28 protein-coding genes, 3 tRNA genes and 1 pseudogene are annotated in these 22,546 nt (G+C 69.1%); 3 read left to right on the top strand and 29 right to left on the bottom strand.

Features of this window, described 5'->3' with window-relative positions:
* Positions 1-139: 139 nt before the first annotated feature.
* From rplA to ACGFIG_RS02320, 18 genes and pseudogenes are all read right to left on the bottom strand, one after another.
* Positions 140-856 (bottom strand): 50S ribosomal protein L1, encoded by a 717-nt coding sequence (gene rplA / locus ACGFIG_RS02405; protein WP_392998403.1) that lies wholly within the window; start codon positions 854-856, stop codon positions 140-142.
* A gap of 80 nt (positions 857-936) precedes the next feature.
* A complete protein-coding gene (gene rplK, locus ACGFIG_RS02400) occupies positions 937-1,368 on the bottom strand; it encodes a 50S ribosomal protein L11 (RefSeq protein ID WP_121399898.1) in 432 nt (143 codons plus the stop codon).
* A gap of 184 nt (positions 1,369-1,552) precedes the next feature.
* Entirely contained in the window at positions 1,553-2,275 is a 723-nt protein-coding gene (gene nusG, locus ACGFIG_RS02395) for a transcription termination/antitermination protein NusG (protein WP_357460220.1), read from the bottom strand.
* A gap of 38 nt (positions 2,276-2,313) precedes the next feature.
* Positions 2,314-2,706 carry a preprotein translocase subunit SecE gene (gene secE, locus ACGFIG_RS02390; RefSeq protein WP_392998401.1) on the bottom strand — a complete coding sequence of 131 codons (393 nt, stop codon included), beginning with the start codon at positions 2,704-2,706 and terminating at the stop codon, positions 2,314-2,316.
* Positions 2,707-2,922: 216 nt separating this feature from the next.
* Positions 2,923-2,995: transfer RNA gene (locus tag ACGFIG_RS02385), tRNA-Trp, on the bottom strand.
* 128 nt (positions 2,996-3,123) lie between these two features.
* On the bottom strand, positions 3,124-3,516 hold the full coding sequence (locus ACGFIG_RS02380) for a MaoC family dehydratase (RefSeq protein WP_392998399.1): 393 nt from the start codon (positions 3,514-3,516) through the stop codon (positions 3,124-3,126).
* Position 3,517: 1 nt separating this feature from the next.
* Positions 3,518-3,964: a MaoC family dehydratase N-terminal domain-containing protein gene (locus ACGFIG_RS02375; protein WP_392998397.1), complete on the bottom strand. Its 447-nt coding sequence runs from the start codon at positions 3,962-3,964 to the stop codon at positions 3,518-3,520.
* Between the two features lie 126 nt (positions 3,965-4,090).
* The gene (gene rpmG, locus ACGFIG_RS02370; RefSeq protein ID WP_013288652.1) at positions 4,091-4,258 is read right to left on the bottom strand and encodes a 50S ribosomal protein L33; all 168 of its coding nucleotides are present in this window, start codon (positions 4,256-4,258) and stop codon (positions 4,091-4,093) included.
* Between the two features lie 131 nt (positions 4,259-4,389).
* Positions 4,390-4,462 (bottom strand) — tRNA-Met (locus tag ACGFIG_RS02365).
* A gap of 25 nt (positions 4,463-4,487) precedes the next feature.
* A tRNA-Thr gene (locus tag ACGFIG_RS02360) sits at positions 4,488-4,560 on the bottom strand.
* A gap of 96 nt (positions 4,561-4,656) precedes the next feature.
* Positions 4,657-7,185, bottom strand: a complete 2,529-nt coding sequence (locus ACGFIG_RS02355) for a putative bifunctional diguanylate cyclase/phosphodiesterase (protein WP_392998395.1) — start codon at positions 7,183-7,185, stop codon at positions 4,657-4,659.
* A 56-nt stretch (positions 7,186-7,241) separates the two neighbouring features.
* Positions 7,242-7,385 carry a hypothetical protein gene (locus tag ACGFIG_RS02350; protein ID WP_392998393.1) on the bottom strand — a complete coding sequence of 48 codons (144 nt, stop codon included), beginning with the start codon at positions 7,383-7,385 and terminating at the stop codon, positions 7,242-7,244.
* 402 nt (positions 7,386-7,787) lie between these two features.
* A complete protein-coding gene (locus tag ACGFIG_RS02345) occupies positions 7,788-8,165 on the bottom strand; it encodes a hypothetical protein (RefSeq protein ID WP_392998391.1) in 378 nt (125 codons plus the stop codon).
* A 12-nt stretch (positions 8,166-8,177) separates the two neighbouring features.
* Positions 8,178-8,747, bottom strand: a complete 570-nt coding sequence (locus tag ACGFIG_RS02340) for a dihydrofolate reductase family protein (RefSeq protein ID WP_392998389.1) — start codon at positions 8,745-8,747, stop codon at positions 8,178-8,180.
* 92 nt (positions 8,748-8,839) lie between these two features.
* The gene (locus tag ACGFIG_RS02335) at positions 8,840-9,247 is read right to left on the bottom strand and encodes an arsenate reductase ArsC (RefSeq protein ID WP_392998387.1); all 408 of its coding nucleotides are present in this window, start codon (positions 9,245-9,247) and stop codon (positions 8,840-8,842) included.
* 13 nt (positions 9,248-9,260) lie between these two features.
* Entirely contained in the window at positions 9,261-9,776 is a 516-nt protein-coding gene (locus ACGFIG_RS02330; RefSeq protein ID WP_392998385.1) for a GNAT family N-acetyltransferase, read from the bottom strand.
* 20 nt (positions 9,777-9,796) lie between these two features.
* Positions 9,797-10,504: pseudogene (locus tag ACGFIG_RS02325) on the bottom strand (aquaporin); the annotation flags it as partial.
* On the bottom strand, positions 10,501-10,869 hold the full coding sequence (locus ACGFIG_RS02320; protein ID WP_392998383.1) for an ArsR/SmtB family transcription factor: 369 nt from the start codon (positions 10,867-10,869) through the stop codon (positions 10,501-10,503). The pseudogene ACGFIG_RS02325 and the gene ACGFIG_RS02320, both read right to left, overlap by 4 nt.
* Before the next feature lie 245 nt (positions 10,870-11,114).
* On the opposite strand from ACGFIG_RS02320, the gene ACGFIG_RS02315 reads away from it, so the two are divergent.
* Positions 11,115-11,573 (top strand): ArsI/CadI family heavy metal resistance metalloenzyme, encoded by a 459-nt coding sequence (locus ACGFIG_RS02315; RefSeq protein ID WP_392998381.1) that lies wholly within the window; start codon positions 11,115-11,117, stop codon positions 11,571-11,573.
* Between the two features lie 372 nt (positions 11,574-11,945).
* On the opposite strand, the gene ACGFIG_RS02310 is transcribed toward ACGFIG_RS02315, so the two are convergent.
* From ACGFIG_RS02310 to ACGFIG_RS02270, 9 genes are all read right to left on the bottom strand, one after another.
* Positions 11,946-12,464: a hypothetical protein gene (locus ACGFIG_RS02310; RefSeq protein ID WP_392998379.1), complete on the bottom strand. Its 519-nt coding sequence runs from the start codon at positions 12,462-12,464 to the stop codon at positions 11,946-11,948.
* 68 nt (positions 12,465-12,532) lie between these two features.
* Positions 12,533-13,969, bottom strand: coding sequence for a tyrosine-type recombinase/integrase (locus ACGFIG_RS02305; RefSeq protein WP_392998377.1), 1,437 nt, complete (start codon positions 13,967-13,969; stop codon positions 12,533-12,535).
* The gene (locus ACGFIG_RS02300; protein ID WP_392998375.1) at positions 13,966-14,151 is read right to left on the bottom strand and encodes a helix-turn-helix transcriptional regulator; all 186 of its coding nucleotides are present in this window, start codon (positions 14,149-14,151) and stop codon (positions 13,966-13,968) included. The genes ACGFIG_RS02305 and ACGFIG_RS02300 overlap by 4 nt, the downstream gene beginning before the upstream one ends.
* Positions 14,148-15,914 (bottom strand): replication initiator, encoded by a 1,767-nt coding sequence (locus tag ACGFIG_RS02295; RefSeq protein WP_392998373.1) that lies wholly within the window; start codon positions 15,912-15,914, stop codon positions 14,148-14,150. Before ACGFIG_RS02295 ends, ACGFIG_RS02300 begins: the two co-directional genes overlap by 4 nt.
* On the bottom strand, positions 15,911-16,489 hold the full coding sequence (locus ACGFIG_RS02290; RefSeq protein WP_392998371.1) for a DUF2637 domain-containing protein: 579 nt from the start codon (positions 16,487-16,489) through the stop codon (positions 15,911-15,913). Before ACGFIG_RS02290 ends, ACGFIG_RS02295 begins: the two co-directional genes overlap by 4 nt.
* Positions 16,486-16,677 carry a hypothetical protein gene (locus tag ACGFIG_RS02285; RefSeq protein ID WP_363926348.1) on the bottom strand — a complete coding sequence of 64 codons (192 nt, stop codon included), beginning with the start codon at positions 16,675-16,677 and terminating at the stop codon, positions 16,486-16,488. The genes ACGFIG_RS02290 and ACGFIG_RS02285 overlap by 4 nt, the downstream gene beginning before the upstream one ends.
* 5 nt (positions 16,678-16,682) lie before the next feature.
* Positions 16,683-16,937 carry a hypothetical protein gene (locus ACGFIG_RS02280; protein ID WP_018807974.1) on the bottom strand — a complete coding sequence of 85 codons (255 nt, stop codon included), beginning with the start codon at positions 16,935-16,937 and terminating at the stop codon, positions 16,683-16,685.
* On the bottom strand, positions 16,934-18,526 hold the full coding sequence (locus ACGFIG_RS02275) for an FtsK/SpoIIIE domain-containing protein (RefSeq protein WP_392999392.1): 1,593 nt from the start codon (positions 18,524-18,526) through the stop codon (positions 16,934-16,936). Before ACGFIG_RS02275 ends, ACGFIG_RS02280 begins: the two co-directional genes overlap by 4 nt.
* 301 nt (positions 18,527-18,827) lie before the next feature.
* Positions 18,828-19,223, bottom strand: a complete 396-nt coding sequence (locus ACGFIG_RS02270; RefSeq protein ID WP_392998369.1) for a transcriptional regulator — start codon at positions 19,221-19,223, stop codon at positions 18,828-18,830.
* Positions 19,224-19,543: 320 nt separating this feature from the next.
* Between ACGFIG_RS02270 and ACGFIG_RS02265 the strand changes: the two genes are divergently transcribed.
* Positions 19,544-20,335, top strand: coding sequence for a hypothetical protein (locus ACGFIG_RS02265; RefSeq protein ID WP_392998367.1), 792 nt, complete (start codon positions 19,544-19,546; stop codon positions 20,333-20,335).
* Positions 20,336-20,422: 87 nt separating this feature from the next.
* Complete coding sequence (locus ACGFIG_RS02260; protein ID WP_392998365.1) at positions 20,423-20,872, top strand: hypothetical protein; 450 nt, start codon at positions 20,423-20,425, stop codon at positions 20,870-20,872.
* On the opposite strand, the gene ACGFIG_RS02255 is transcribed toward ACGFIG_RS02260, so the two are convergent.
* A complete protein-coding gene (locus ACGFIG_RS02255; RefSeq protein ID WP_392998363.1) occupies positions 20,856-21,632 on the bottom strand; it encodes a glycosyltransferase family 2 protein in 777 nt (258 codons plus the stop codon). The two genes, ACGFIG_RS02260 and ACGFIG_RS02255, sit on opposite strands and share 17 nt — an antisense overlap.
* Positions 21,620-22,441 carry a GntR family transcriptional regulator gene (locus ACGFIG_RS02250; protein ID WP_392998361.1) on the bottom strand — a complete coding sequence of 274 codons (822 nt, stop codon included), beginning with the start codon at positions 22,439-22,441 and terminating at the stop codon, positions 21,620-21,622. The genes ACGFIG_RS02255 and ACGFIG_RS02250 overlap by 13 nt, the downstream gene beginning before the upstream one ends.
* Positions 22,442-22,546: the final 105 nt, after the last annotated feature.

The raw sequence follows: 22,546 nt of genomic DNA, 5'->3' as shown, positions 1-22,546 counted from the left end.
CGGCGTGGACTGAGGACCGGAACGGGCACCCGGTGGCCCGCCAGATGTCCTCCAGGCACACGCCGGGCCTGCCATCCACAGACACACGGAACGGGGCGCCGCCACGATGTGGCGACGCCCCGTCACGGGTACGGGAGGATCAGCCCTCGGCCGGGGCCTCCTGCAGGTTCTTCACCACGTTGGGGTCGACCGGGACGCCCGGGCCCATGGTGGTGGTCAGGGTGACCTTCTTGAGGTACTTGCCCTTCGCGGCGGACGGCTTGGCCCGCAGGACCTCGTCGAGGACCGCCGCGTAGTTGTCGATCAGCTGGGACTCGGAGAACGAGGCCTTGCCGATGATCAGGTGCAGGTTGGAGTGCTTGTCCACCCGGAAGGTGATCTTGCCGCCCTTGATGTCCGCGACGGCCTTGGCGACGTCCATCGTCACGGTGCCGGTCTTCGGGTTCGGCATGAGACCGCGCGGGCCCAGGATCCGCGCGATCCGGCCGATCTTGGCCATCTGGTCCGGCGTGGCGATCGCCGCGTCGAAGTCGAGCCAACCGCCCTGGATCCGGGCGACCAGCTCGTCGGTGCCCACCTCGTCCGCACCGGCGCCAGCGGCCTCCTCGGCCTTCGCGCCAGCGGCGAAGACGATCACACGGGCGGTCTTACCGGTGCCGTGCGGCAGGTTGACCACGCCACGGACCATCTGGTCCGCCTTGCGGGGGTCGACGCCGAGGCGCATGGCGACCTCGACCGTGGCGTCGAACTTGGCGGTGGTGGTGTCCTTGGCCAGCTTCACGGCCTCGGCGGGGGTGTAGAGCTTCGACCGGTCGATGACCTCGGCGGCCTTGCGGTAGCTCTTGCTGCGCTGCATTTTCTGCGTACTCCTGTGGTCTATGGCGGGCCGCGGGGTCCGCGCGCCCTCCCACGAACTGGATCCGGTGGTTACCGAGGTCAGTCGGTGACGTTGAGGCCCATCGACCGGGCGGTGCCGGCGATGATCTTCTCAGCCTGGTCGATGTCGTTGGCGTTGAGGTCGGCCATCTTCTTCTCGGCGATCTCACGCACCTGGGCGCGGCTGACCGAGCCGACCTTCTCCTTGTGCGGGACGCCCGAGCCCTTCTGCACGCCGGCGGCCTTGATCAGCAGCCGGGCGGCGGGCGGGGTCTTCAGCACGAAGGTGAAGCTGCGGTCCTCGTAGACGCTGATCTCGGCGGGGACGATGTCGCCCCGCTGGGACTCGGTCTGCGCGTTGTAGGACTTGCAGAACTCCATGATGTTCACGCCGTGCTGGCCGAGCGCGGGGCCGACCGGCGGCGCCGGAGTGGCCTGGCCCGCCGGCAGCTGAAGCGTGAAAGTCTTGACGAGCTTCTTCTTCGGAGGCATGTCTCTTCCTGGGGCTTGAAACTGGGAAAGGTGCCGGCCGCGGGCGCGCACGGTCAGCGCGATGCGACAGCGGCGACGTTCTAGGGTAGCGCAGCGTCCCGCCGCCGCCTGCGCCGAGGTCGGGCTGGAGGGCGGAACGGATACGCCGGCGGCGGGCCGCTGCCCACCGCCGGCGATCCGGACGTCAGATCTTGGCGACCTGGTTGAAGTTCAGCTCGACCGGCGTCTCGCGGCCGAAGATCGACACCAGCACCTTGAGCTTCTGCTGGTCGGCGTTGATCTCGCTGATCGTCGCCGGCAGCGAGGCGAAGGCGCCGTCGGTGACGGTGACCGAGTCGCCGACCTCGAAGTCGAGGACCTTGATCTCGGGCTTGGCCTTCTTCTGCTCGGTCTCGACCGCCGGCGCCAGCCACTTCAGCACCTCGTCGAGCGAGAGCGGGGCCGGGCGGTCGGCCCGGTCCGTCGCGCCCACGAAGCCGGTGACGCCCGGCGTGTTGCGTACGCAGGAGTAGGACTCGGCGGTCAGCTCCATCCGGACCAGGATGTAGCCCGGGAAGACCTTGGCCTGGACCTGCGACCGCTTCCCGTTCTTGACCTCCACCTCTTCCCGGGTCGGCACCTCGACCTGGTAGATGTAGTCCTCCATGTCGAGGCTCGTGATCCGGGTCTCGAGGTTGGTCTTGACCTTGTTCTCGTAGCCGGCGTACGAGTGCACCACGTACCAGTCGCCCGGCGCGTAGCGCAGCTTCTGCCGCAGCTCGGCCACCGGGTCGTAGTCCTCGTCCGGGGCGGGCTCGGTGGTGGGGAACTCCGGCTCGCTGGCGGCCTCGACCGACTCGTCACCAGCCGCCGTCGCCACCGTGGACTGCTCGTCCGTGGTCTCGGCGGTCTCGTCGTACTCAGGCACGCTCGCTCACTTCCGTCACTATCGGCTCAGTCGGCCGGTCAGCTGGGGTTGCCGAAGACCCACAGCACGCCCTTCGCGAAGGCGAAGTCAAGGCCGGCCACGATCGTCAGCATCACCGCGACGAAGGCGACCACCACGGCCGTGTAGGTCAGCAGCTCCTTGCGGGTCGGCCAGATGACCTTACGCAGTTCCGCCACGACCTCGCGGATGAATCGGGCGATGCGGCCGAACACACCCACGCGATCGGTTTCCGCCTTGGTCTTCGGGCGGCTGTCCGCCGAATCCGCCTTCGCCCGGGAGCGCGTCGCGGTGCCGCCGCGGGAAACCGGCTCCTCGGCGTCGGTGGCGTCGTCGTCGGCCACGTCGTCGACGACCTCGTCGTGCAGACGGTCGTCGCCGGCGTCCTCGCCGCGCCGCTTCTTGTCGGCCACTTCGCCCTCCGTCGCGGGATGTCGGGGTCGCACGCTGTCGGGCGTGCGCGGCGTTTGGTCACGCCGGCCGGACCAACCGTCCCGCGACGGGCCGCGGCCGGCGGATCAGCCAGAGTAGGGCCCGAATGCCTCGGGCCCACCCCGCCGATGCCACCACCACGGGCCGGACGCCGCCGTACGGCGGCGCGACCCACGGGAACGGTCAGGCCTGAGGCGCAGGGGTGACAGGACTTGAACCTGCAGCCTGCGGTTTTGGAGACCGCTGCTCTGCCAATTGAGCTACACCCCTGTGCGGCAATGCTCACCCTGCCCGGTCACACACGACCGTGCAGGGGTTACTTGCCCCACGGCGGACCAGTGTACGGGTAGCGGCACGACTTTCCCAACCGGTCTGCCCCTCGCGCGTCGGGAGCCTGGTCAGCGGGCCGTCCGGACGGTCGCCCGGGCCTGCGACAGCACCTTCTCGCCCCGGCAGACGGCGGTCACGTCGAGCCTGGTCAGGCCGTCCTCGGTGACCTCGCGGACCACCGCCGTGACCTCGATCTCGGTGCCCTCGTCGTCGTCCGGTACGACCACCGGCCGGGTGAAGCGGACGTTGTAGTCGACGATCGCGTCGGGCGCGCCGGCCCACTCCGCCACCGCGCGGCCGACCAGCGCCATGGTGTACATGCCGTGGGCGATCACACCCGGCAGACCCACCTTCGTGGCGGTCCGCTCGTTCCAGTGGATCGGGTTGAAGTCCCCCGAGGCGCCGGCGTAGCGGACCAGGTCCGCACGCGTCACCCGGAACGTCCTGGCTGGCAGCTCCATCTCAGCCCTCCCCGCGTACGACGAGCTTCGACCAGACGGTGACCACCGGCTCGCCGGCCGGGGTGGCGACCTCGGTGCGGGTGGTCAGGAAGCCGTGCCCGCCACGGCTGCTGACGTCGTCGATGACGCTGACACAGACCAGCTCGTCCCCCGCCACCACGGGCCGGGTGTAGGCGAAGCGCTGGTCGCCGTGGACGACGCGGCTGTAGTCGACGCCGAGGTCCGGGTCGTCGATGATCTGCTGGTTGGCCGCCATGGTGACCACGATGGGGAAGGTCGGCGGGGCGACCACGTCCGGGTGGCCGAGCGCACGGGCGGCCTCCGGGTCGTGGTGGGCCGGATCGGCGGCGCCGATCGCCGTGGCGAATTCGCGGATCTTTTCGCGGCCCACCTGATAGGGGGCGGTCGGCGGATACGTCCGGCCGACGAAGGACGGGTCCAGGGACATGCGGCGAACCTACACGCAAACGACGATCGCCGGTCCGTACGGGGCGGCGGCGGCCAGAGCCGCGCCGTCCCTACGGACCGGCGATCGAAAAGCGTCGGAGACCAGGCCGGCGGTGCCGGCGACGGGTCAGCGGGTCTCGCGGTGGACCGTGTGCTTGCCGTCCCGCGGGCAGAACTTCTTCAGCTCGATGCGGTCCGGGTCGTTACGACGGTTCTTGCGCGTGATGTAGTTGCGCTCCTTGCACTCCACACACGCCAAAGTGATCTTCGGCCGGACATCGGTCGCCTTCGCCACGGCGGAGTGCCTTCCTCGCTACGGGTAACAACTACGGCGCATCAGCCTACGCGCTGATGGCGCGGACATGCAAAGTGGGCGCCTGTGGCGCCCATCCCACCGACCGCCGGAACTGGCCCGGTGGACGAGAGTAGCGGTGGCCGGACTTGAACCGGCGACACAGCGATTATGAGCCGCTTGCTCTGCCATCTGAGCTACACCGCCGTGGCGGGTCCAGCCGGACCCTCTGAGCCCCCTTACGGAATCGAACCGTAGACCTTCTCCTTACCATGGAGACGCTCTGCCGACTGAGCTAAGGGGGCCTGCGCGATCTCCCCGGGGGGCGACGCGCAGGGGATACATTACACGGCCATGCGGCGCAGATGAAATCGGATCCCCCACCAAGGCGTTTCCGCAGATCAGGGCACGGCGCGCAACCGGGGCAGCTCCCCCGGCGAGACCGTCTCCGGGTCAACCTGGGCGCCGAACCAGGCCTCCAGCCGCTCGTACGGCAGCGGTCGGCTGAACAGGAAGCCCTGGCCGATCTCACAGCCGATGTCCTGGAGCAGCTCCAGGGTCAGCTCGCTCTCCACGCCCTCGGCGACCACGGCCAGGCCGAACTGCTGGGAGAGCGTCACCACCGCGTTGACGATGGCCAGGTCGCCCGGATCCGTCGCCATGCCCTGCACGAAGGAGCGGTCGACCTTCACCTCGTGCACGGGCAGCCGGCGCAGGTGGGCCAGGGACGAGTCGCCGGTGCCGAAGTCGTCCACCGACAGCCGTACGCCGAGGTCACGCAGCCGCCGCAGGGTCGGGATGGGCCGGTCGGTGCCGTCCAGCACCCCGGCCTCCTTGATCTCCAACGTGAGCAGCTGCGGCCGTACGCCGTACTCGTCGAGCAGCTCCTTGACACGGGCCGGGAAGTGCTGGTCGGTGAGCGTACGGGCGGAGAGGTTGACCGCGACGGCGAGCGGCTGGCCGGCGTGCGTCCAGTCCCGGCTGCGCCGCAGCCCCTCGCGGAGCACGAACTCGGTGAATCGGCCGAGCTGGCCGGTGTGCTCCGCCACCGCCACGAAGTCCTCCGGGGCGACCGTGCCGTGCGCCGGGTGCTCCCACCGGGCCAGGCACTCCACGCCCACCAGCCGGCGGTCCCGCAGCGTCACCTTGGGCTGGAAGTAGACCTCCAGCTGGTCGTCGTCGAGCGCGCGCCGCAGGTCGCCGGCGAGGCCGAGCCGGCGCAGCGACCGGGACTCCAGCGCGGGGCTGAACAGCTGCACGCTCCCCGGCACGGACTTGGCCGCCGTCGCCGCCAGGTCCACCCGTTGCAGCAGGGACGCGGCGTCGCTGCCGTGGTCGGGGTGCACGGCGACGCCGACCGCCGTGTCCACGTCGAGGGTGAGCGCGTCGAAGACCATCTCGTCGCGGATCTGCTCGCGCAGCTGCGCGGCCAGCTCCACCGCCGCCTCGGCGCTCTCCAACCGCAGCGTCACCAGGAACTCGTCGCCGCCGGCCCGACCGACCAGGGCCGACGAGGGTACGCAGGAGCGCAGCCGGTTGGCGACCTCCACCAGGACCTTGTCGCCGGCGGCGTGCCCGAGCGACTCGTTGACCTGGCGCAGCCGGTCGACGTCGAACAACAGCAGGGCCACCACCTCGCCGGGCGCCCGGATCTTGACGGCCTCGTCCAGCGCGTCCGTGATCCGCCGCCGGTTGGGCAGCCTGGTCAGCGCGTCGTGGCTGGCGTCGTGCCGGAGCCGGTCGACCAGCCGCGAGTTCTCCAGCGCCACCGCCGCGTGCGCCGCCACCGTCTCGAAGAGGGGCACGTCGGTGCGGACGAAGTAGTTGCTGTCCCCCAGCCGGTTGGCCACCTCCAGCGTGCCGATGACCGCCTGACCGGACCGCAGCGGCAGGACGATCACGTCCTTGACCCGGTGCGCCGAGAGCGTGGCGCGCAGGTCACCGTCGGTCGTCAGTCCTCTACCGACGGCCACCGTGCGACCCTCGTCGCGCGCCCGTTCCCGCAGGGCGGCCGGGGTCTTGGCGAAGTCGAGCAGGCCGGGGGCGTCGTTGCGGGCGGTCAGCAGCACCTCCGGGTGTCGGCCCTGGGCGGGCAGCCAGAGCGTGGCGTACTCCGCCTGCATGAGCGCCCGCACGCGGCCCAGGAGGGCGTCGGGCAGGGTGCCGTACTCGCCGCTCTCGCTCACCGCGCGACTCAGCTCGTACATGTCGGTCAGGGTGCGGTGCTGCCGGAAGAACTGGGCGTACGCGCGGTAGACGAAGGCCAGCGCGACGAGGAGGGCCCCCAGCAGCAGCAACGACCACCAGGTGCTCACGATGAGGATGAGGACGATGATCCCGCTCGCGATGTTGATCATCGCCGCCAGGAGGGCCGGCATGGACTGCCGGAGCGCGCCGCGCCCCGCCGCCCAGCCCTGCAGGAGCGTGTGCACGCCTGCGACCGAGGCCATGCTCAGCAGATTGACCATGCTGGCCGCGAAGGCCAGCTTGAGCCAGGTGGCCGGTCCGACGCCCTCGATGGGCGGCAGGGCCTGGAGTACGAGGACGGCCAGGGACGAGCCTGCGGCCGCCCGGCCCACGTTGAACCAGAACTTCGTCGCGCCGAACCGGTGCCTGAGGTGGGTCACGACCGTCGCGACCGTGTAGATCACGACGACCGTCAGCGGTTCGACGAGATAGAACGCGAGGATCAGCGGGATCTCGGTGAGGGCCACGCCGAGGGACTGCCGCCGCACGGTGAAGTTCAGCACCGGAAGCCCGGCGGCCACCATGGTCACGAGGAGTGGCACCGCCAGCGACCACCCGCCGAACGGTTGCGGTGCGACCAGGCCGACCGCCGTCGCGCAGACGATGGCGATCAGGGCCAGCGGCCCGGTGATCAGCCATGCGTATTCAGTGGAGCGGGGGCCGGTGGGGCCACGACCCGCCATCCCGTGTCCCCCTTTACCGGCCCACCGGCTTCACGTCATCGAGCGCTGTTTGACTCTCAGCGAGGCGCGGGCATGTTCCAGATGATGTCGGCGGTCTGGAGGTCGCCGAGACCCTGGAGGTCACCGACCAGGACACCGCTCGCGACAGCGGCGAGCGCGAAAAGCGAGCCGAGCAGCCGGCCGAGCCTTCGACGAGACATGTTTGCTCCTGCAGGGGAAGTGTCACGGGGATGGTGGAGGTTCCACGATCGTGCCACAAGGCAGGTACCCAGGAAAGCAGTGCGCGTACCGACCGGACGAGCGTCGGAGACGTTGCGCCGTTCGGCCCACGGGTCGCTGCGACCGAGCCCTGATCACGGGGCTGAGCGGCCACCGTGCACTTCGCACATTGCGGAATGCGACCTTCCGCGCAATTCGGGGAAGATCCGGGAGTCCAGACGTACCTGCCTTCACCATGGGTGACCTCCTGCCGCGGAGGAGGCGCAAGCGGACATCGACCACCATACTCGTTCTGCGCCATCGCGCCAGGGCTCTGACGGCGGAGTGACAAACCCGTCCACGTCACGAGCGCGGCTTCGCCGGAAACGTCCGCACCAGTCCCGCTACCAGACGATCACTCCGCCGCCGATCCGCTGCGCCCGTAGGGCCGCGTCGCGGACGTTCGACAGGCGCGCAGATATCTGCGCCACGTACCACTGGTGTGGCTTCCGCACGCCGTCGGCCGGGGCGATGGCGTGGAGGTTCGCGCGGATCAGGTCGCACTCGGCGAGGAAATCGGGCACCTCGTCGGGCGCGACCACCAGGTCGCCCGTCGCCAGCGTCGGGAAGTACCGGGCCCCCAGCGAGCTGACGGCGGGCGAGCCCCACACCTCCGTACGCCAGCTCTCAAAGCCCGCGAGGTCCGACCCGTCGGCGGGAGACTCCGCCAACCGCCTCCCGCCGTGCTCGTCGAGGACGAAGACATCCACGCTCAGACTCATGCCCCCACCCGATCACGACGGGAGTACGCGGGTCCGGTAGCGCGCGTAGATGAGTCCGCTGTCGAAGGCACGCTCCTCGACCAGCTCGAGATCGAGGCGTACGCCGTCGGGGAAGAACCGCTTGCCGCCGCCGACCACGCTCGTGGTGATGAACAGGTGGTACTCGTCCACCAGGCCGGCCCTGATCGCCTGGGCCGCGAGGGTCGGGCCGTCGACGGAGAGGTCGTGCTCGGACTCGGCCTTGAGCCTGCGTACCGCGTCGGGGTCGAAGCTCTGCTCGATCCTGGTCCGCTCGCTCGACACCGATTCCAGCGTCGTGGAGTACACGACCTTCTCCGCGGCCTGCCAGTCGCGGGCGTACCGAAGGATGTGCGGCGGCGCGTCGGGCAGCGTGTGCGCGGTCTCCCAGAAGACCATCGTCTCGTACATCCGCCGGCCGTAGAGGAACGTGCGGACGGGGCGGAAGACGTCGTTGATGAAGGTGTGCACCTCCTCGACCTCGGCACCGACGCCGAGATCGCCCTCCGCCGCCTCGGCGTAGCCGTCGAGCGAGGAGATCATCGAGTAGATGAGCTTCGCCATGCGTCTCCTTCGGGTACGGGCGCGTCAGTCTGCCAGGTCCTCAGTTGGGCGTCGGTCACCGAATCGGTCGCCGCCGCCTCGCACGCTCCTGCTCAACCGTGTTGCTCGATGCTGGCCAGCAGCTGCATGACCCGAGCCTTGATGTCGTCGCGGACCTGGCGTACGACGTCGAGGGGTTGGCCGGCGGGATCGGTGAGCTTCCAGTCTTCGTGGCGTCTGCCGGGGAAGACGGGGCAGGCGTCCCCGCAGCCCATGGTGACGACGGCGTCGCTGGCTTCGACGGCGTCCCAGGTGAGCCGGGCCGGAGTCTGACCGGTGATGTCGATACCCACCTCGCGCATGGCCTCGATGGCCACGGGGTTGATCTGGTCGGCCGGTTCGGAACCAGCGGAGCGGACCTCGATCCTGTCGCCGGACAGGTGGCGGAGCCAGCCGGCGGCCATCTGGGAACGGCCGGCGTTGTGGACGCAGACGAACAGGACGCTGGGCTTTCGGCGCATGGACAGGTCCCTGTCAGGTGATGGTGGGGCTGCGTCGTTCGAGGAGGGTGACGTCGCGCCAGACGCCATGGTGACGGCCGACGCGCTCGCGGGTGCCGACGGTGCGGAAGCCGCAGGCGGTGTGCAGGGCGAGGCTGGCGTTGTTCTCCGGGAAGACGCCGGATTGGATGGTCCAGACGCCGGCCTGCTCGGTCGAGGCGATCAGGGCGTCGAGCAGAAGGCGGCCGACTCCCTGGCCGCGGGCGTCGGGGTGGACGTAGACGGAGTGCTCTACCACCCCGGCATAGACGCACCGGTCGGACACGGCGGAGCAGGCGACCCAGCCAAGGACTCGGCCGGTGGGGTCGACGGCCACCCAGCGATGACCGGGTAGCCGACTGGCGGTGAACTGCTCCCAGGTTGGCGGCTCGGTTTCGAAGGTGGCATTGCCGGTGGCGATGCCGAGCCGGTAGATCTCCAGCACGGCGTCGGCGTGCTGGTTGCCCATGGCGGCGATGGTGATGCCGGTGCTGCTGGCGGGGGCGTTCATCGGCCCTCCCGAGCGAGGTGCGGCACCACGACGGAGTCGGCGGAGTCGGCCGCGTGGGGGTACCAGGCGGCGACGGCAGCGACGGCGACCAGTCCGCCGGCGAGCTGGGCGGCGACGAAGCCAGGCACGGACGCCGGGGCGATGCCGGCGAAGGTATCGGTGAGCGCACGGCCGATGGTGACGGCGGGATTGGCGAACGAGGTGGACGAGGTGAACCAGTAGGCCGCGCCGATGTAGGCGCCCACGGCGGCCGGGGGCGCAGTGGTACGACCGGTGCGGGCGAGGGCGAAGACCAGGAGAACCAGGCCTGCGGTGGCGATCACCTCGGCGAGCCACAGGTTCCCGCCGGCCCGGACGGTGCCCGACCAGGTCACGGCGGGTAGTCCGAACATGAGGTCAGCCAGCACCGCCCCGGCGATGGCCCCGGCGACCTGTGCGGGGACGTAGGCCGCGAGGTCCCGGGCGGTCAGGCCGGTGCCGGCACGACGGCCGAGCCACCAGTCGACGGCGGAGACGACCGGGTTGAAGTGTGCCCCCGACACCGGCCCGAACATGAGGATCAGCGCGCCCAGGGCGAGGGCGGTGGCGATCGCGTTTTCCAGCAACTGGAGCCCGACGTCAGTGGGCGATAGCCGGGCGGCGGCGATCCCGGACCCGACGACCGCGGCGACCAGCAGGGCCGTACCGGTGAATTCGGCCCATGCCCGGCGGGCGCGGGTGAGGGTCACGCGGTGGCCTGCGCGGATGCGGAGATGTCCAGCAGCGCGCCGAGTTGCCTGAACGCTTCCGGGCGGACCCGATACCACACCCAGGTGCCGCGTCGGTCGGAGTCGACCAGGCCAGCCTCGCGCAGCACCTTGAGGTGGTGGGAGATGGTCGGCCCGGACAAGTCGAATGCCGGCGTCAGATCGCAGACGCAGATCTCCGGCACCGAGGCGATCATCGACATCAGCCGCAGCCGGATCGGGTCACCCAGGGCCTTGAACATGGGCGCGACCATCGCGGCTTGATCGGCGTCCAGAGGGCGGACCGCGATCGGGGAGCAGCAGGCCACGGTTTGGAGATCCACCACCGGCAGCGCTTGTTTCGACACACCTCTAGGTTGACAGACCTCGAAACAGCGTGCAACGTAGGCCCTGCTTCGAAAACCATCTAGGCAAGGACGAAGTGATGGTCACGCCGCGTTCACGTCGCCGCCCCGGCCACGGCCCGCCCGTGACACCCGGCGAGTCGTACGGGCAGGTCTGCGCTGCGGCTTGCCACGACTGACGCCCTGTGCACCCGTACCACTGCTTTCACCAGCCACCACATCCGCTGAACCCGCCAGGAGGGGAAACCATGTCCCGCGCCCAACTCGCCCTGCGTGTATCGGACCTCGAAGGCTCCATCGCCTTCTACTCGAAGCTGTTCAACACTGAGCCGGCCAAGCGTCGCCCCGGCTACGCCAACTTCGCCATCGAAAACCCACCGCTGAAGCTCGTACTGCTCGAAGGCGAGCCCGACCAGCCGACCGTCATGGACCACCTGGGCATCGAGGTGTTCAGCACCGACGAGGTCAACGCCGCCACCAGGCGGCTCACCGACTCCGGCCTGATCACCCTCGAAGAAAACAGCACGGAATGCTGCTACGCCCTCCAGGACAAGGTTTGGGTACGCGGCCCCGGCAACGAGCCCTGGGAGGTCTACACCGTCAAGGCCGACTCCGACCAGTTAAAGAAGGCCACCGAGAGCGCGTGCTGCACCCCCGCAAACGACAAGGAACCGGCCACGGCTGGCGCCAAGGGAAACTGCTGCTGACCGCTGCGAGCCCGTGCCCGCCCTCGGAGGTCGAGGGCGGGCGCGATTACCCTTACCAGTTCCCACCGGCCCCGGCCCAGCCCGGACAAGACCCAAAGGCAAGATCGACCTGCCCACAGCCCGTCGTCAACGGCTGGATGCAGCCGGACAAACGACAACGACCCCTGATCAGCATTCCTGCTGGTCAGGGGCCGTTGGTGCTCCTGGTGGCGGGTAGAGGATTCGAACCTCTGTAGCTTTCGCGACGGATTTACAGGGCGTCCGCGATCTTGGCCGGTTCAGTGCCTCTGAGCTGCTGACCCTTCCCGCTGCGCTCGCGCCGTTCGGTGAACCGCCCACCACCTGCCCACGCCCACCAGACTCGCCGAGGTCTCAGGACGCCGAGGGCGATGGTGAACCAGACGGCCTGCCAGCGTCCCCGGACGAGCTTGGAGAAGCGTGAGGCGCTGCAGGAGCACTGGTGGACGCTGGCACGGCACCAGAAGGGGTCACCACCGGTGCGCGCATCTCGCTGGAGGGCCAGACCAGGGGTACAACGATCGCGGCGACTGCGACCAGCAGGGCGACGATCGCGACCATCGCCGAGATCCAGGCCACACGCCGGCTGTCCTTGGCCACCCCGAGAGCCTCAAGCTCTCTCTGCTCAGCACGCTCAAGCCGTTGCTGGTCGTCAGCCCGGTCGCGCTCCACCTTCGTCACGAAGTCCGAGAACCGCTGCGTAAGGGCAACGTTCTGCTCCAAGAGTTCCGTCTCACGTTGCTCGGCCCGCTCGTGGCGCTCTGCCTCCTCGGCCGCCCGCGCGGCCATGGCCTCTGCGACCTCGTCCGCCAACCGGCTGGACACGGTGGGCCGCAGCCCATAATTCCCCAGGAAATTCATCGGATCACTCACGAAGCGCCGTTGCCCTTTCAGCCAGCCACTCTGCCCTCACCTGCCGCAGCCCTGTCGGCAACAACGGGTCACCCGAGGGCATTCCCGATCTTGTCGTTGATGGTGTCGTCTCCCCCGTCGATGCAGTTGGCGTAGACGCGGAGGAGGACGGCGACGCCGTGGCCCAGGCGCCGGGCGACCTCGGTCGGCGGCACGCCGGCATTCAGCCAGAGCGAGGCCGCCGCATGCCGCAGGTCATAGGGCCGACGCACGAGCGGCGAGGCCACCTGCGATTCGGTCAGCGCCTTCTCGCGGGCGAGCTTCCACCACCGGTCGTACACCGACTCGGAGAGCGGGCCGCCGTGCAGGCCCCGAAAGAACCGACCATCCGGACCAACGCCGTGATTCTCGACGTGCGCGCACAGCAGCTCGGCGAGCCGGGGCGGGATGGGGACCGTCCGGGTTTCCTGTCGGCCTCGGTGCTTGAGTCCGCGCCGCTCGTGAGAGCCGCCGTCATCGGTCCAGTGCGAGCCGGCGCGTGGGGCGGTCCCGGCGAGCACCAGGCGACCCCAGCGGTACTCGACCTTCTCGTGGTCACACGAGGCCGAAGGCTTGACCGCCGCCAGGTCGTCGAAGTCGGTCCCACAGCCGAGACAGTGCCCGGGAAGGTCGCAGTCCTCCCGCCGCAGATCGGCCGCTTCGGAGGGTCGCATCCCCGCGTAGTAGAGACAGCCGAAGAAGGCCGTGACCTTGTCGGCGCGTTTGCCGAGAGATTTCACCGCCTCCAGCAGCGTGGCGACCTGGGCCGGGTTCGCCACAACCCGCCGGTCGATGGACTGTGCCACCTCGGGGGCCGTCCACTGGACCCGGTCGACCGGGTTGGAGTCGATCAGTTCCAGCTCGACGGCGTACCCGAGCGCGTTGTAGAAGGTGGCCCGCTTGCGCTGGACGGTCGAGGCAGCCGCCGGCTTGCCGTCGAGGCGTACGCACAGGCTGTCCAGGACGCGGCGGACCATCGCGGGTGAGTCCAGCTCGACGACCGGCAGCGACGCGGTTTCCAGCCAGGCCAGGGCCGCCGCGTGGTCGGCCGGGATCTCGTCGGACCAGCGACGCGGGTTGAGCCCGTAGAGGTACAGCGCCTCACGGAGCAGCGCGTCATCCGGTCGGCCCCGCTTCGTCGACCGGGTCAGGGTCACCGTGATCGAGGTCAGCGCCTCGACGATCGACCGCCGGGTCTTGGCCGCCGCCCGGGGCCACTTCATTTCGACGTACGCGCGGCTGTGCGCGTACCACGTCGTGGGGTTCTTGGTTCTGGCCTCCGAGACCGGGCGGCCGGTGGCTGGGTCGAAGGGCTCCCCCGCGTTGGCCGCCTGGACCAGCTCGGCGCGGAACGAGTGCGCCAGGGCCTTGGTACGGAACATCTCCTCGAAGCGCTGGCTGCTCACCGCCCAGCGGACCCGCCACGGCCGAGCCTTCCGGTCTGCGCGCTTGCCGATCTCCCAGATCTGGACCTCGTAGCTCTTCACGCCGCGTCCTGCTCCAGCTCACCGAGCCACCGACCGAGCGCGGACCGGCGGACCCGAAGCTGCCCGTTCGGGAGCTTGATCACCCGTGGTCCCTTGCCGGTCTGCCGCCAGTAGAACCAGGTCGAGCGCGGTACGCGCAGCTCGGCGAGGACTTCCGACACGGTCAACAACTCCTCGTTCACTGTCTTTCCTCCCCGTGGTGCTGTGCGTTGTGCTGAGTTGCCGAAAGATCTGCGGACCCCTGGGCGGCGCGGTCCTTGGCGGCGAGTAGTTCGGTCCGCCAGCGGGCGCGTTCGCTGATCGAGCGCATGAGCCTGTGGGACAGCGGGCCGACGTCGGGATCGTCGGGGCGGGCGAGTTCCCAGGCGTGCCGGACCCGTTCGGCGGTGGCGCCCTGGTCGTCGACGACCTGCCCGGCCGGGCCGCTGTCGGTGGTGGCGCCGAGCAGTGCCCGTACCCAGGCCCGTGCGTCGTGTTTGTGGTCGGCGAGGGTCTTGCCGGACCAGTCGCGGGAGATGAGGATCCGCCGACCGCCGATGCCGAGGGTGTCGCGCTGGTGGACCTTGCCCTTGCAGCGGCCGGGCTTGAGCTTCGCGTGCGCCTTCTTCGGTTGGACGCCGTACAGGAGCCAGTTCGCGCAGCGGTCGGTGCAGGGGGTGAGTTGGAGTTGGTGCCAGAGCCGGTCGAGGTGCTTGCGCTGCCGGTCGGTGGTCGCTTTGTGGCAGTCGCCGGTGTGCTTGGTGATGTACTTCGTGACGTACCGGATGGTCCGTTCAGCGTCCTCGGTGCCGGGCATGACGCCGCGGGCGTCGACCTGGGAGCCGAAGCGGACGACGTGCACGGGTTCGGCGTCCGGGTCGTCGTCGATGGCGTCGAGGGCTTCCGTCCAGGTGGTCAGCGGCTCTCGGGTGTCGGGGTCGATCCATGCGGCCGCTTGCTCGTCCCAGACGGGGAGGCGGTCGAGGGTGTACCGCTGGACATCCACGCTCGGCCACCAGACCTGGTGGTAGGTCGCGGCGGCCACGGTGCGGAGCACGTCGCGGGGGATGGTGCCGCGGATGGCGAAGTGTGCGTGTGGAGCGAGTCGGCGTTGGGGCTCGACGCAGCCGGCGTACTGGACGTTCCAGCCCTCGCAGCGTCGGAGGTTCTGCCAGAACCGGTCGAGCAGACGGGGGAAGTGCACGGCGTCCCAGGCGGCGCGGCGGTAGTCGTACCGGTCGGGGTTGACCGGGGTACCGTCCGGGCGGACCGGCCCGTAGGAGTCGAGGGTGAGCGTGAGCCACATCGACGGTCGGAAGGTCGAGCCGTCGGGGGCGGTGTAGGTCTTGCCGATGGTGCGCCGTTCGACCTTGCGCCGGGGCAGGTCGGGGGCATCCTGACGCCGCCGGGTGGAGCGCTTGCGCCGGCGGCCGGGCTCATCGTCGGAGTCCTCGTCGATGTTGCCGTGGGGTGGCCCGACGCGACCGCGCAGACCCTCAGCGGCAATGGCTTCCTCTACCTCGCGGATTGCCTCGTCGAGATCGGCGACCTGGTCGTACTGGCTGGCCCGGCATGCTTCGTCGCGGGCGAACTCGAAGTGTGCCCGAAGCAGGATCAGCGCCTTCTGTTCCTCGGTCGCGGGTTCTGGGCCGGGTAGCGGCTCGTCGTCACGGTGCCAGCCCTCGCGGATCTGGGCCTGCCGCAGCCGGCGGTTCTTCTTCGCGCACGGCGCGCACTTGTCCTCGCGGGTGGCTCCGCAGGGCAGGTCGATGACCTCGGTCAGGCCGGTGTCGAGGTCGGTGCGACGCATCGCGAGGGGGCGGACGCAGACGCCATACTCAGCGGCGATCTCTTTGAGTACGTCGACCGAGCGGGGTAGTGCCATGCGGGCCGCCCGCGACCCCGGCCGAGAAGCAGTAGCCGGGGTCGGGGCGGGTTCGAGGCCAGGCAGGGTCGCTGCGGTCATCGGATGATCCCGACGACGTGCGGCCGGTTGGGCTGGACGACGCCGCGCGGGGGCAGCACCGTCGCCGGGGCGGAGATGGCGGCGGGAGCCGGGACAGTCGGCGGTACGGGGTCGGCCGGACGCTCCGGTTCAAGGTCGGGAGCGACCTGCTCGGGCACCTCGGACCAGTCGACCGGGGGTTGGTCCGGTTCGGGGGCCGGCGGGGTGGCCGGGGCGTTGGAGAGAACGACCTTCACCAGGGCGAGGAATGCCAGGGACGGCACGGCTGCCACGATCCAGCCCCACACCGAGGGTTCCGCTTCGGCGACCTGGACAGCGAGGGACAGCAGCGCGAACGCGACGAGCAGCGAGGCGACCAGGCCGACCGGGCGGCGGGCACGACGGCGGGCGCGCAGTTCCAGACCGAGGTAGATCGCCATCAGCTCGACCGCCACGGCGTTGGCCCAGCCGATCCAGTGCGGTTGGCCGTGGGCCACGGACAGGTCGTGGACGTGGGTGAAGGCGGCGGCGCCGGCCATGGTGCCGATGGCGAGCAGGATCACCAGGCGTACGGCCGATTCGGTGCGTTCGGTCATCGCCACTCCTCCAACGGCTTCTCGCGGATGGTCACGTCGATGCGGATGCGCCGGTCGTTCATGTCGGTCCGGCGGTTGACCATCTGCGCCAGGCCGTGCAGGGCGGCGGCGGTCTGGTCGGCGGGGCCGACGAGCTGGATGCGCAGCGGACGCCGGAGCCGGTTGATGAAGCGGGTGAGGGTGGTCATGGCGGTTACCTCCTGGCCGGTCGGATGTCGGTGCGGATGTAGTCGGGAGGGGTGCCGAGCGCGGCGACCGCTTCGGAGAGGCAGCGCCACAGCGCCCACGCCTCGTCGGGGGTCAGGGACATCCGCCGTCGGCCCGCACCGACCGCCAGATAGACCGGGTACGGGTCGGGCCGTTCGGGGTCGACCCGGACGGAGACGGCGGTAGTAGGTTCGGGGGTGCGGAGCCGGTAGAACCGGCGGCCGTTCGGGGTGGCCGTCACCGCGGATCACCCCCGCTGTCCCGGTCGAGCAGGTTGCGCAGCGCATCGGGCAGCAGCGGCCCGGACGGCTTGCGGGGCAACGGAGGGCGCACCGGTTCCGGGGCCGACTCGCGGCCGACCTGGGCGAGGATGTCCGACGCGTCGACCGGCGCCGGGTACTGCTGGGCCATGTCGCGGATGTCGTCGTCGCTGATGTACGAGAACCGGACCCGCAGGGGTTCGGGGGTGCCGTCGAGGATCACGTAACCGACGCCCTTGGCCCAACGGGGCATCTGGTCAGCCAACGCGCCCCGGTTGCGGGCACCGTCGCCGAGGACCAGATCGACCTGTGCCGCCTCCGTCAGACCCAGCGCGATGCGGGTCGGGAACAGGTCCCGGAACGGCAGCACCTCCTTGCGCGGGTCCTGCAACGCCGCCACGACCAGGACCCCGACGCCGGCACCCTGCGACAGCAACAGCCCCAGCGAGGACGCGATACGCTTCCGCAGGTCGGTGTCTTGCAGGTACGCGGTGAGCGCGGCCATCTCGTCGACGACGACCACGACCAGGGGGTCAGCCTCAGTCGGCGTGTGCACCCGGACCCTGCCGGCCAGTCGGGTCTGACGTTCCCGCATGACCGTCACGGCCTCGTCGAGCAGGTCCGCCATGGCCTCGAAGGACTTGCAGGCGAACCGGGCGAACAACGGCCGACCCATGGCGAACTCCATCCCGCCCTTGGGGTCGATCACCCAGAGCCGCACCAGGCCCGAGGTGATGCCGCCGGCCAACGAGCGGACCAGCGACCACAGCACCGAGCCCTTGCCGGACCGGGTGGCCCCGCCGATGAGGACGTGCGTGGCGAGCAGGTGCAGGCACCAGGTGCCCAGGTCTTCCCGCCGCGCCAGCGGCAGAGCGGTGAAATCCGGGACCGCCGGAGTCTCGAACGGCGCCACCACCGGCCGCAGCGCATCAGTACGGACGATCACCAGGTGGACCACGGTCGGCCGGTCCCGGAACCGCACCCGATCCACCAGCCGCAGCACCAGCGCCCAGTAGCCGGTACGCGTCGGCGGGTCGTCGGGCCGCTCGGAGTAGACGCGGGCGTGCCGCCGGCCGAAGGCGTACGCGAGGTTCGCCGTGACCCGTTGGAAGTCGGCCGGGGTCTGGCCGCGGACCATGCGGATGGTCAGCACGTCGAGGGCCTGATCCGAGCGCACCCGCAGCAGCGTGGGAAAGACAGGCTGGAGGTCGTACGTCTCGGTCAGGCCGCACAGGGTCATGGCCTCACGCCACGCCCGCCGGTACACGAAGACCTGACGGAACCGGCCGAGCAGCGGCCCGGCGCACCACCGCCACCAGGACGCTTCATTGCGCCACCGCCACACGGCGGACACCGTCGACGCCAGGACCAGCGGCACGATCAGACCCGCCCAGCCATACTCGACGTAGAGGACGACGGCGAGCACGGCCAGGCCCACGGTGACCGGGTGACGCAGGCACCACCAGCAGGCCAGGGCGAGCCAGCGCAGCACCAGGCCGAGCACGACCACCCACATCGGCAGCTTGAACCGCTTCGGCCGGATCACCATCAGATCCCCGGCGGTCACCATCACTACCCCGCCACGGGGCCGGCGGATCATCGCGCACCCCGCAGCGACACAAACCGACCCGACGAGTTGCGAACCGGGGGAAGGGGAAGAACGAGCTGCCCGAGGCAGAGCGGGCAGCGGTCAGCCGCACCGGCGGCCGGGTCGAACCGGGACTGACACACGCCGCACCGAGGCTGAGCCGGGGCAGGCGAACGCCTACGCTTGGACACGTCACTACCTCTCTCGACAGAGCAGGGGGAAGAGACAGAGGGCGGGGCTGCCGTCCGCCAAGACCTGACAGCCCCGCCCCCACCAGATGCGGCTACGCCGCCGCCTTACCGGCCACACCCGCCGGGGCACGCATCCCGGTCGCCCGCAGCGAGTACGCCATCCGACCGTTATTGGTCACGTACGGCGTGACCGTCATGCCCTCGAACTCCACCGCCTCGAACGGCGCCCCCGTCGGCGGGACCGGCTGGTAGTCGGCGGAGATCTTGACCGTCGTCTCCCGCGACCGCTTGCCAAGCTCCGGGTCCAGGTCCATCACGCGGACCTGCCACACCCGCTGGCCGGTCAGCTTGTCCTTGGCCGGCGACCGGCGACCGGTCTTCTCGTCGTAGTCCTCGACCTCACCGAGGGACTCGGGGACCAGGGCGCATCCCGCCGGGAACACGTCCTCACAACGCACGGCGAACCTCGTACCGCCACGCAGAGCCATCGCTCAACCTCCAGGTTGTTGGCATGTCTGCCAAGTTGAGACACCAAGGTAGACGGCACTTGGCAGACAAGTCAACAAGTGGTTCGGCGAGATGCGGAGCGGGCGAGGCAGAGGCGCCCCGGTTGTGCCTCTACTCGGCAGCTGTCCGCAATCAGACAGCAGGCATAACTATTCAGCCGGTTTGAGGCGACCACAGTGGAGCAATACTGCGATACATGAATTCGCCTAGAGTCGAGGGCGAGGGAGGGCGCACGCCATCCTTCACTCTCTCAACACCCCTTTGGCTTGGTCGCCCCTGGTGGCAAGGTGTTGCTGCGCTGGTGGGGTTGGCGGCCCTTGTAGTCTCGATAGCGGCCGCATGCACTGATTCCAAGGAAGGGATTAATGGCGAATGCAATGCGCAAGGCGACAACAACCAGGTCGTTTGCAACGCTGTCCTTCCCCGCACTTATGGCGACGTCAAGCTGAGCTTGTACAACATTTTCCGCGCCTTTTATATCGGCCACCCTCAGGACTTACCTCGCCCCCTCGACTACCCAGAAGACGAGGCTCAGAGTCACTGCGACGACTGGAGCGGCTGGTTCGCGGCCACTCCTGACATATACACCGTGGGGGCAAGTTTCAAGCTGGAGATTCAAGCTGGAAGTTCGGACCTCGTCGTGATCAAAGACGTACGATCAAAGATTTTCAACAGGAAGGCAGCCTCAGCAGGGACCCTGATCAAGTGCAGCTACGGGGGCGGCTCGAACGCGGGCGTCTCCGTTGTTGTCGATACGGTAAAGCAGCGAACAACCTTCTCGGAATTTGACAGTGACGAGACTCGTGTCATGCCACCGGGTTCCATCACCCTCGGCCAAGGGGACGCCGGATTCCTAAACGCTCAAATAACCCTCGACTCAAAGCATGGCCATCTTTACGAAGGTCAAATCATCGTAGATGCCATAGTGAATGGAGTGGAGGAAACTTACGTCTGGGGCACCAAAGATTCACCCTTTAGGTGGGTCGAAGACGAGACTGGCGAGTTCGTCGGCGCGGACGATGACGAAGCGTATGATTGGCACCCGCAACAGAAAAAGTGGGTGAAGGGTTTCGATCCGTTCTCCATGCCCTAGGGCTTACGTCCACGGCAAGCCAGGAAAGCCCTGATTTCTCAATCTTGCTGCAGGCATGTCGGGCAGATTCATTGATACCGTTTAGGAATGACCGAAGATAAGCGTTCCGCAACGGTAGATGCGAGGCACTCTCGCCCACCAGGTTGTGACGATACGACGATTGAGGCTCTGGGTGAGTTGAGCAAGGCGCTGGAGACGATCCACCGGGTACGCGGTCACCTGTACTCAGCGCACCAGCTCGTCGGCGGCGCGGATCTCACCCTTGACCGGGTGGTGAAGCTGCTTCGCGAGGCTGGGCACGATGAGGTGGCCGACCGGGTTGAGCACGAGCTGTTGGGGCGTAACGTGCTACCGGGTCGGTGGACGTTCCAGATCATGGAGGAGTTCGACGACGGCTACTACGCGGCGTTCCAGGAGGTCGAGCGGGACGCGCGGGAGGAGTTGGCCGGCGGGCGGCGGCACATCTACGAGGCGGAGATGAAGGAGCGTCGGCGTACCCACGGGATGCCGGGGCACGAGGCTACGCCGGAGGCGTGAGCGGCAATCCGTTGGGCAGCATCGAGGCCAGGGCGTTGGCTCTGGCCTCGATAATCTTCATGCGTCCCTGGTACTCGGCCGGTTCCCGGTGTGCGGCCTGGCTGGTGACCTGACCGGGCCACTTGCGGTAGAGCAGGCCGTACTCCCGGATGAAGTAGCCCTCGCTGACCGCGTTGGCGGCGAGCAGAAGGCCGGTGTCCTCGGAGGCGGGCAGGGCCATCCAGCCGCCTAGGGCGAAGACGAGATCCCGCCGTAGGCACAGCGTCGCCGGGTGCACGGACGCGCGATAGCCGTTCGCTTGCCAGAACGACAGGACCGATCCGCGGTCGACGACCCCGCCGGCCGGGTCCTGGTCCCATCCGGCCGTCGACCCGTCAGGCAGCAGATCGAGTACCCGCGAGGTAGCCCAACCGATCTGCGGGTGCGCGCCGAACGCGGCGATGTCCCGGGCGAGCGCGCCGGGGGTCAACTGGTCGTCGGCGTCCAGAACCTTGATGAGTTGCCCGGAGACGCGGGACAGCGCGAGGGTGCGAGCCACACCAGGCCCACCGGGACGGCCAGTGCCGTGACTGATCCGAGGATCGTCGGGCAGCGCGTCGACCAAGGCGCCGGTCTGTCCGTCCTCCTGGACGAGCCATTGCCAGTCCCAGCCGGCGGGCATCTCCTGCTTCGCCAACGACTCGTAGGCGCCAGCCAGGTACTCGATGCTGGGCGCGTGGACCGGCGTGATGACCGAGACGAACTGCGTCAAGTTTTCCACCGCTGGAGTTTGTGGGAGTAGACAAGCTCGGTGCGGTCACCCGGCATCACCACGTCAGCGACCTCGACGACGCGGCCGGTGGTGTCGACGGAGGTCTTCCGCACGGTGAGCACGGAGACGCCCGGGTCGATGTCCAACAGCTCGGCCTCATCCGGCGACGGAGGACGCGCGCGAACCTCGTCGTCGATCCGGTCCAGCTCGATACCGAGGGTGTAGAGCTGATGCTGCGTACCGCCGGGCCAGGGTTCCTTGCTCTCGTCGAGCAGGTCCGGGTTCGGGGCCACCAGGTCATACGGCAGGTATGAGTACGACACCGTCAGCGGCGCGTTCTCGTGCCGGGAGGACGTCCAGTAGACCCGGCGCAGCAGCGGCGTACCCGGCTCGACGCGCAAAGCCGCCGCCATCTCCTCGTCAGCGTTCACCCGGGAGTATTCGGCGTGGAACTTCAGATCATCGACGGTCAGGCCGGTGTCGTGCTCGGTGGCGCCGGTCTTCAGCCGCTCGGCCTCGTCGAGTAGGACCCGGTCCTTCTCCCACTGGTATCGCTCGGTGTTGCGACGGCGTACCCGTTGGCGGGGTGCCCGCACGTAGGTGCCGCGCCCCTGCTCCGCCCGGACCAGGCCCCATTCCCGAAGCTGCCTGATCGCGTTGCGGACGCTGGTGCGGGACAGGCCGGACGAGTCGGCCAGCTCGGTCTCGCTCGGCATCAGGATGCCCGGTGGCAGCTCACCGCTCATGATCTTTGCCCGCAACTCCTCAGCGAGTTGCAGGTAACGAGGGCGCCAGTCCCGGCTATGCACACCGGTCACCGTACCCCCTAGACGTTGCAACGTCTGCCAGGTGGTCCCCCCGGCGGGCCGCTCAGGAACCGGAGAGACCGGTACCGCCACTCGCGGTGACTGCGTGCGGCGAGG

The organism is Micromonospora sp. NPDC049048, assembly GCF_043197615.1.
Classification (GTDB): Bacteria; Actinomycetota; Actinomycetes; order Mycobacteriales; family Micromonosporaceae; genus Micromonospora.
This window is presented reverse-complemented; position numbering and strand designations above follow the sequence as displayed.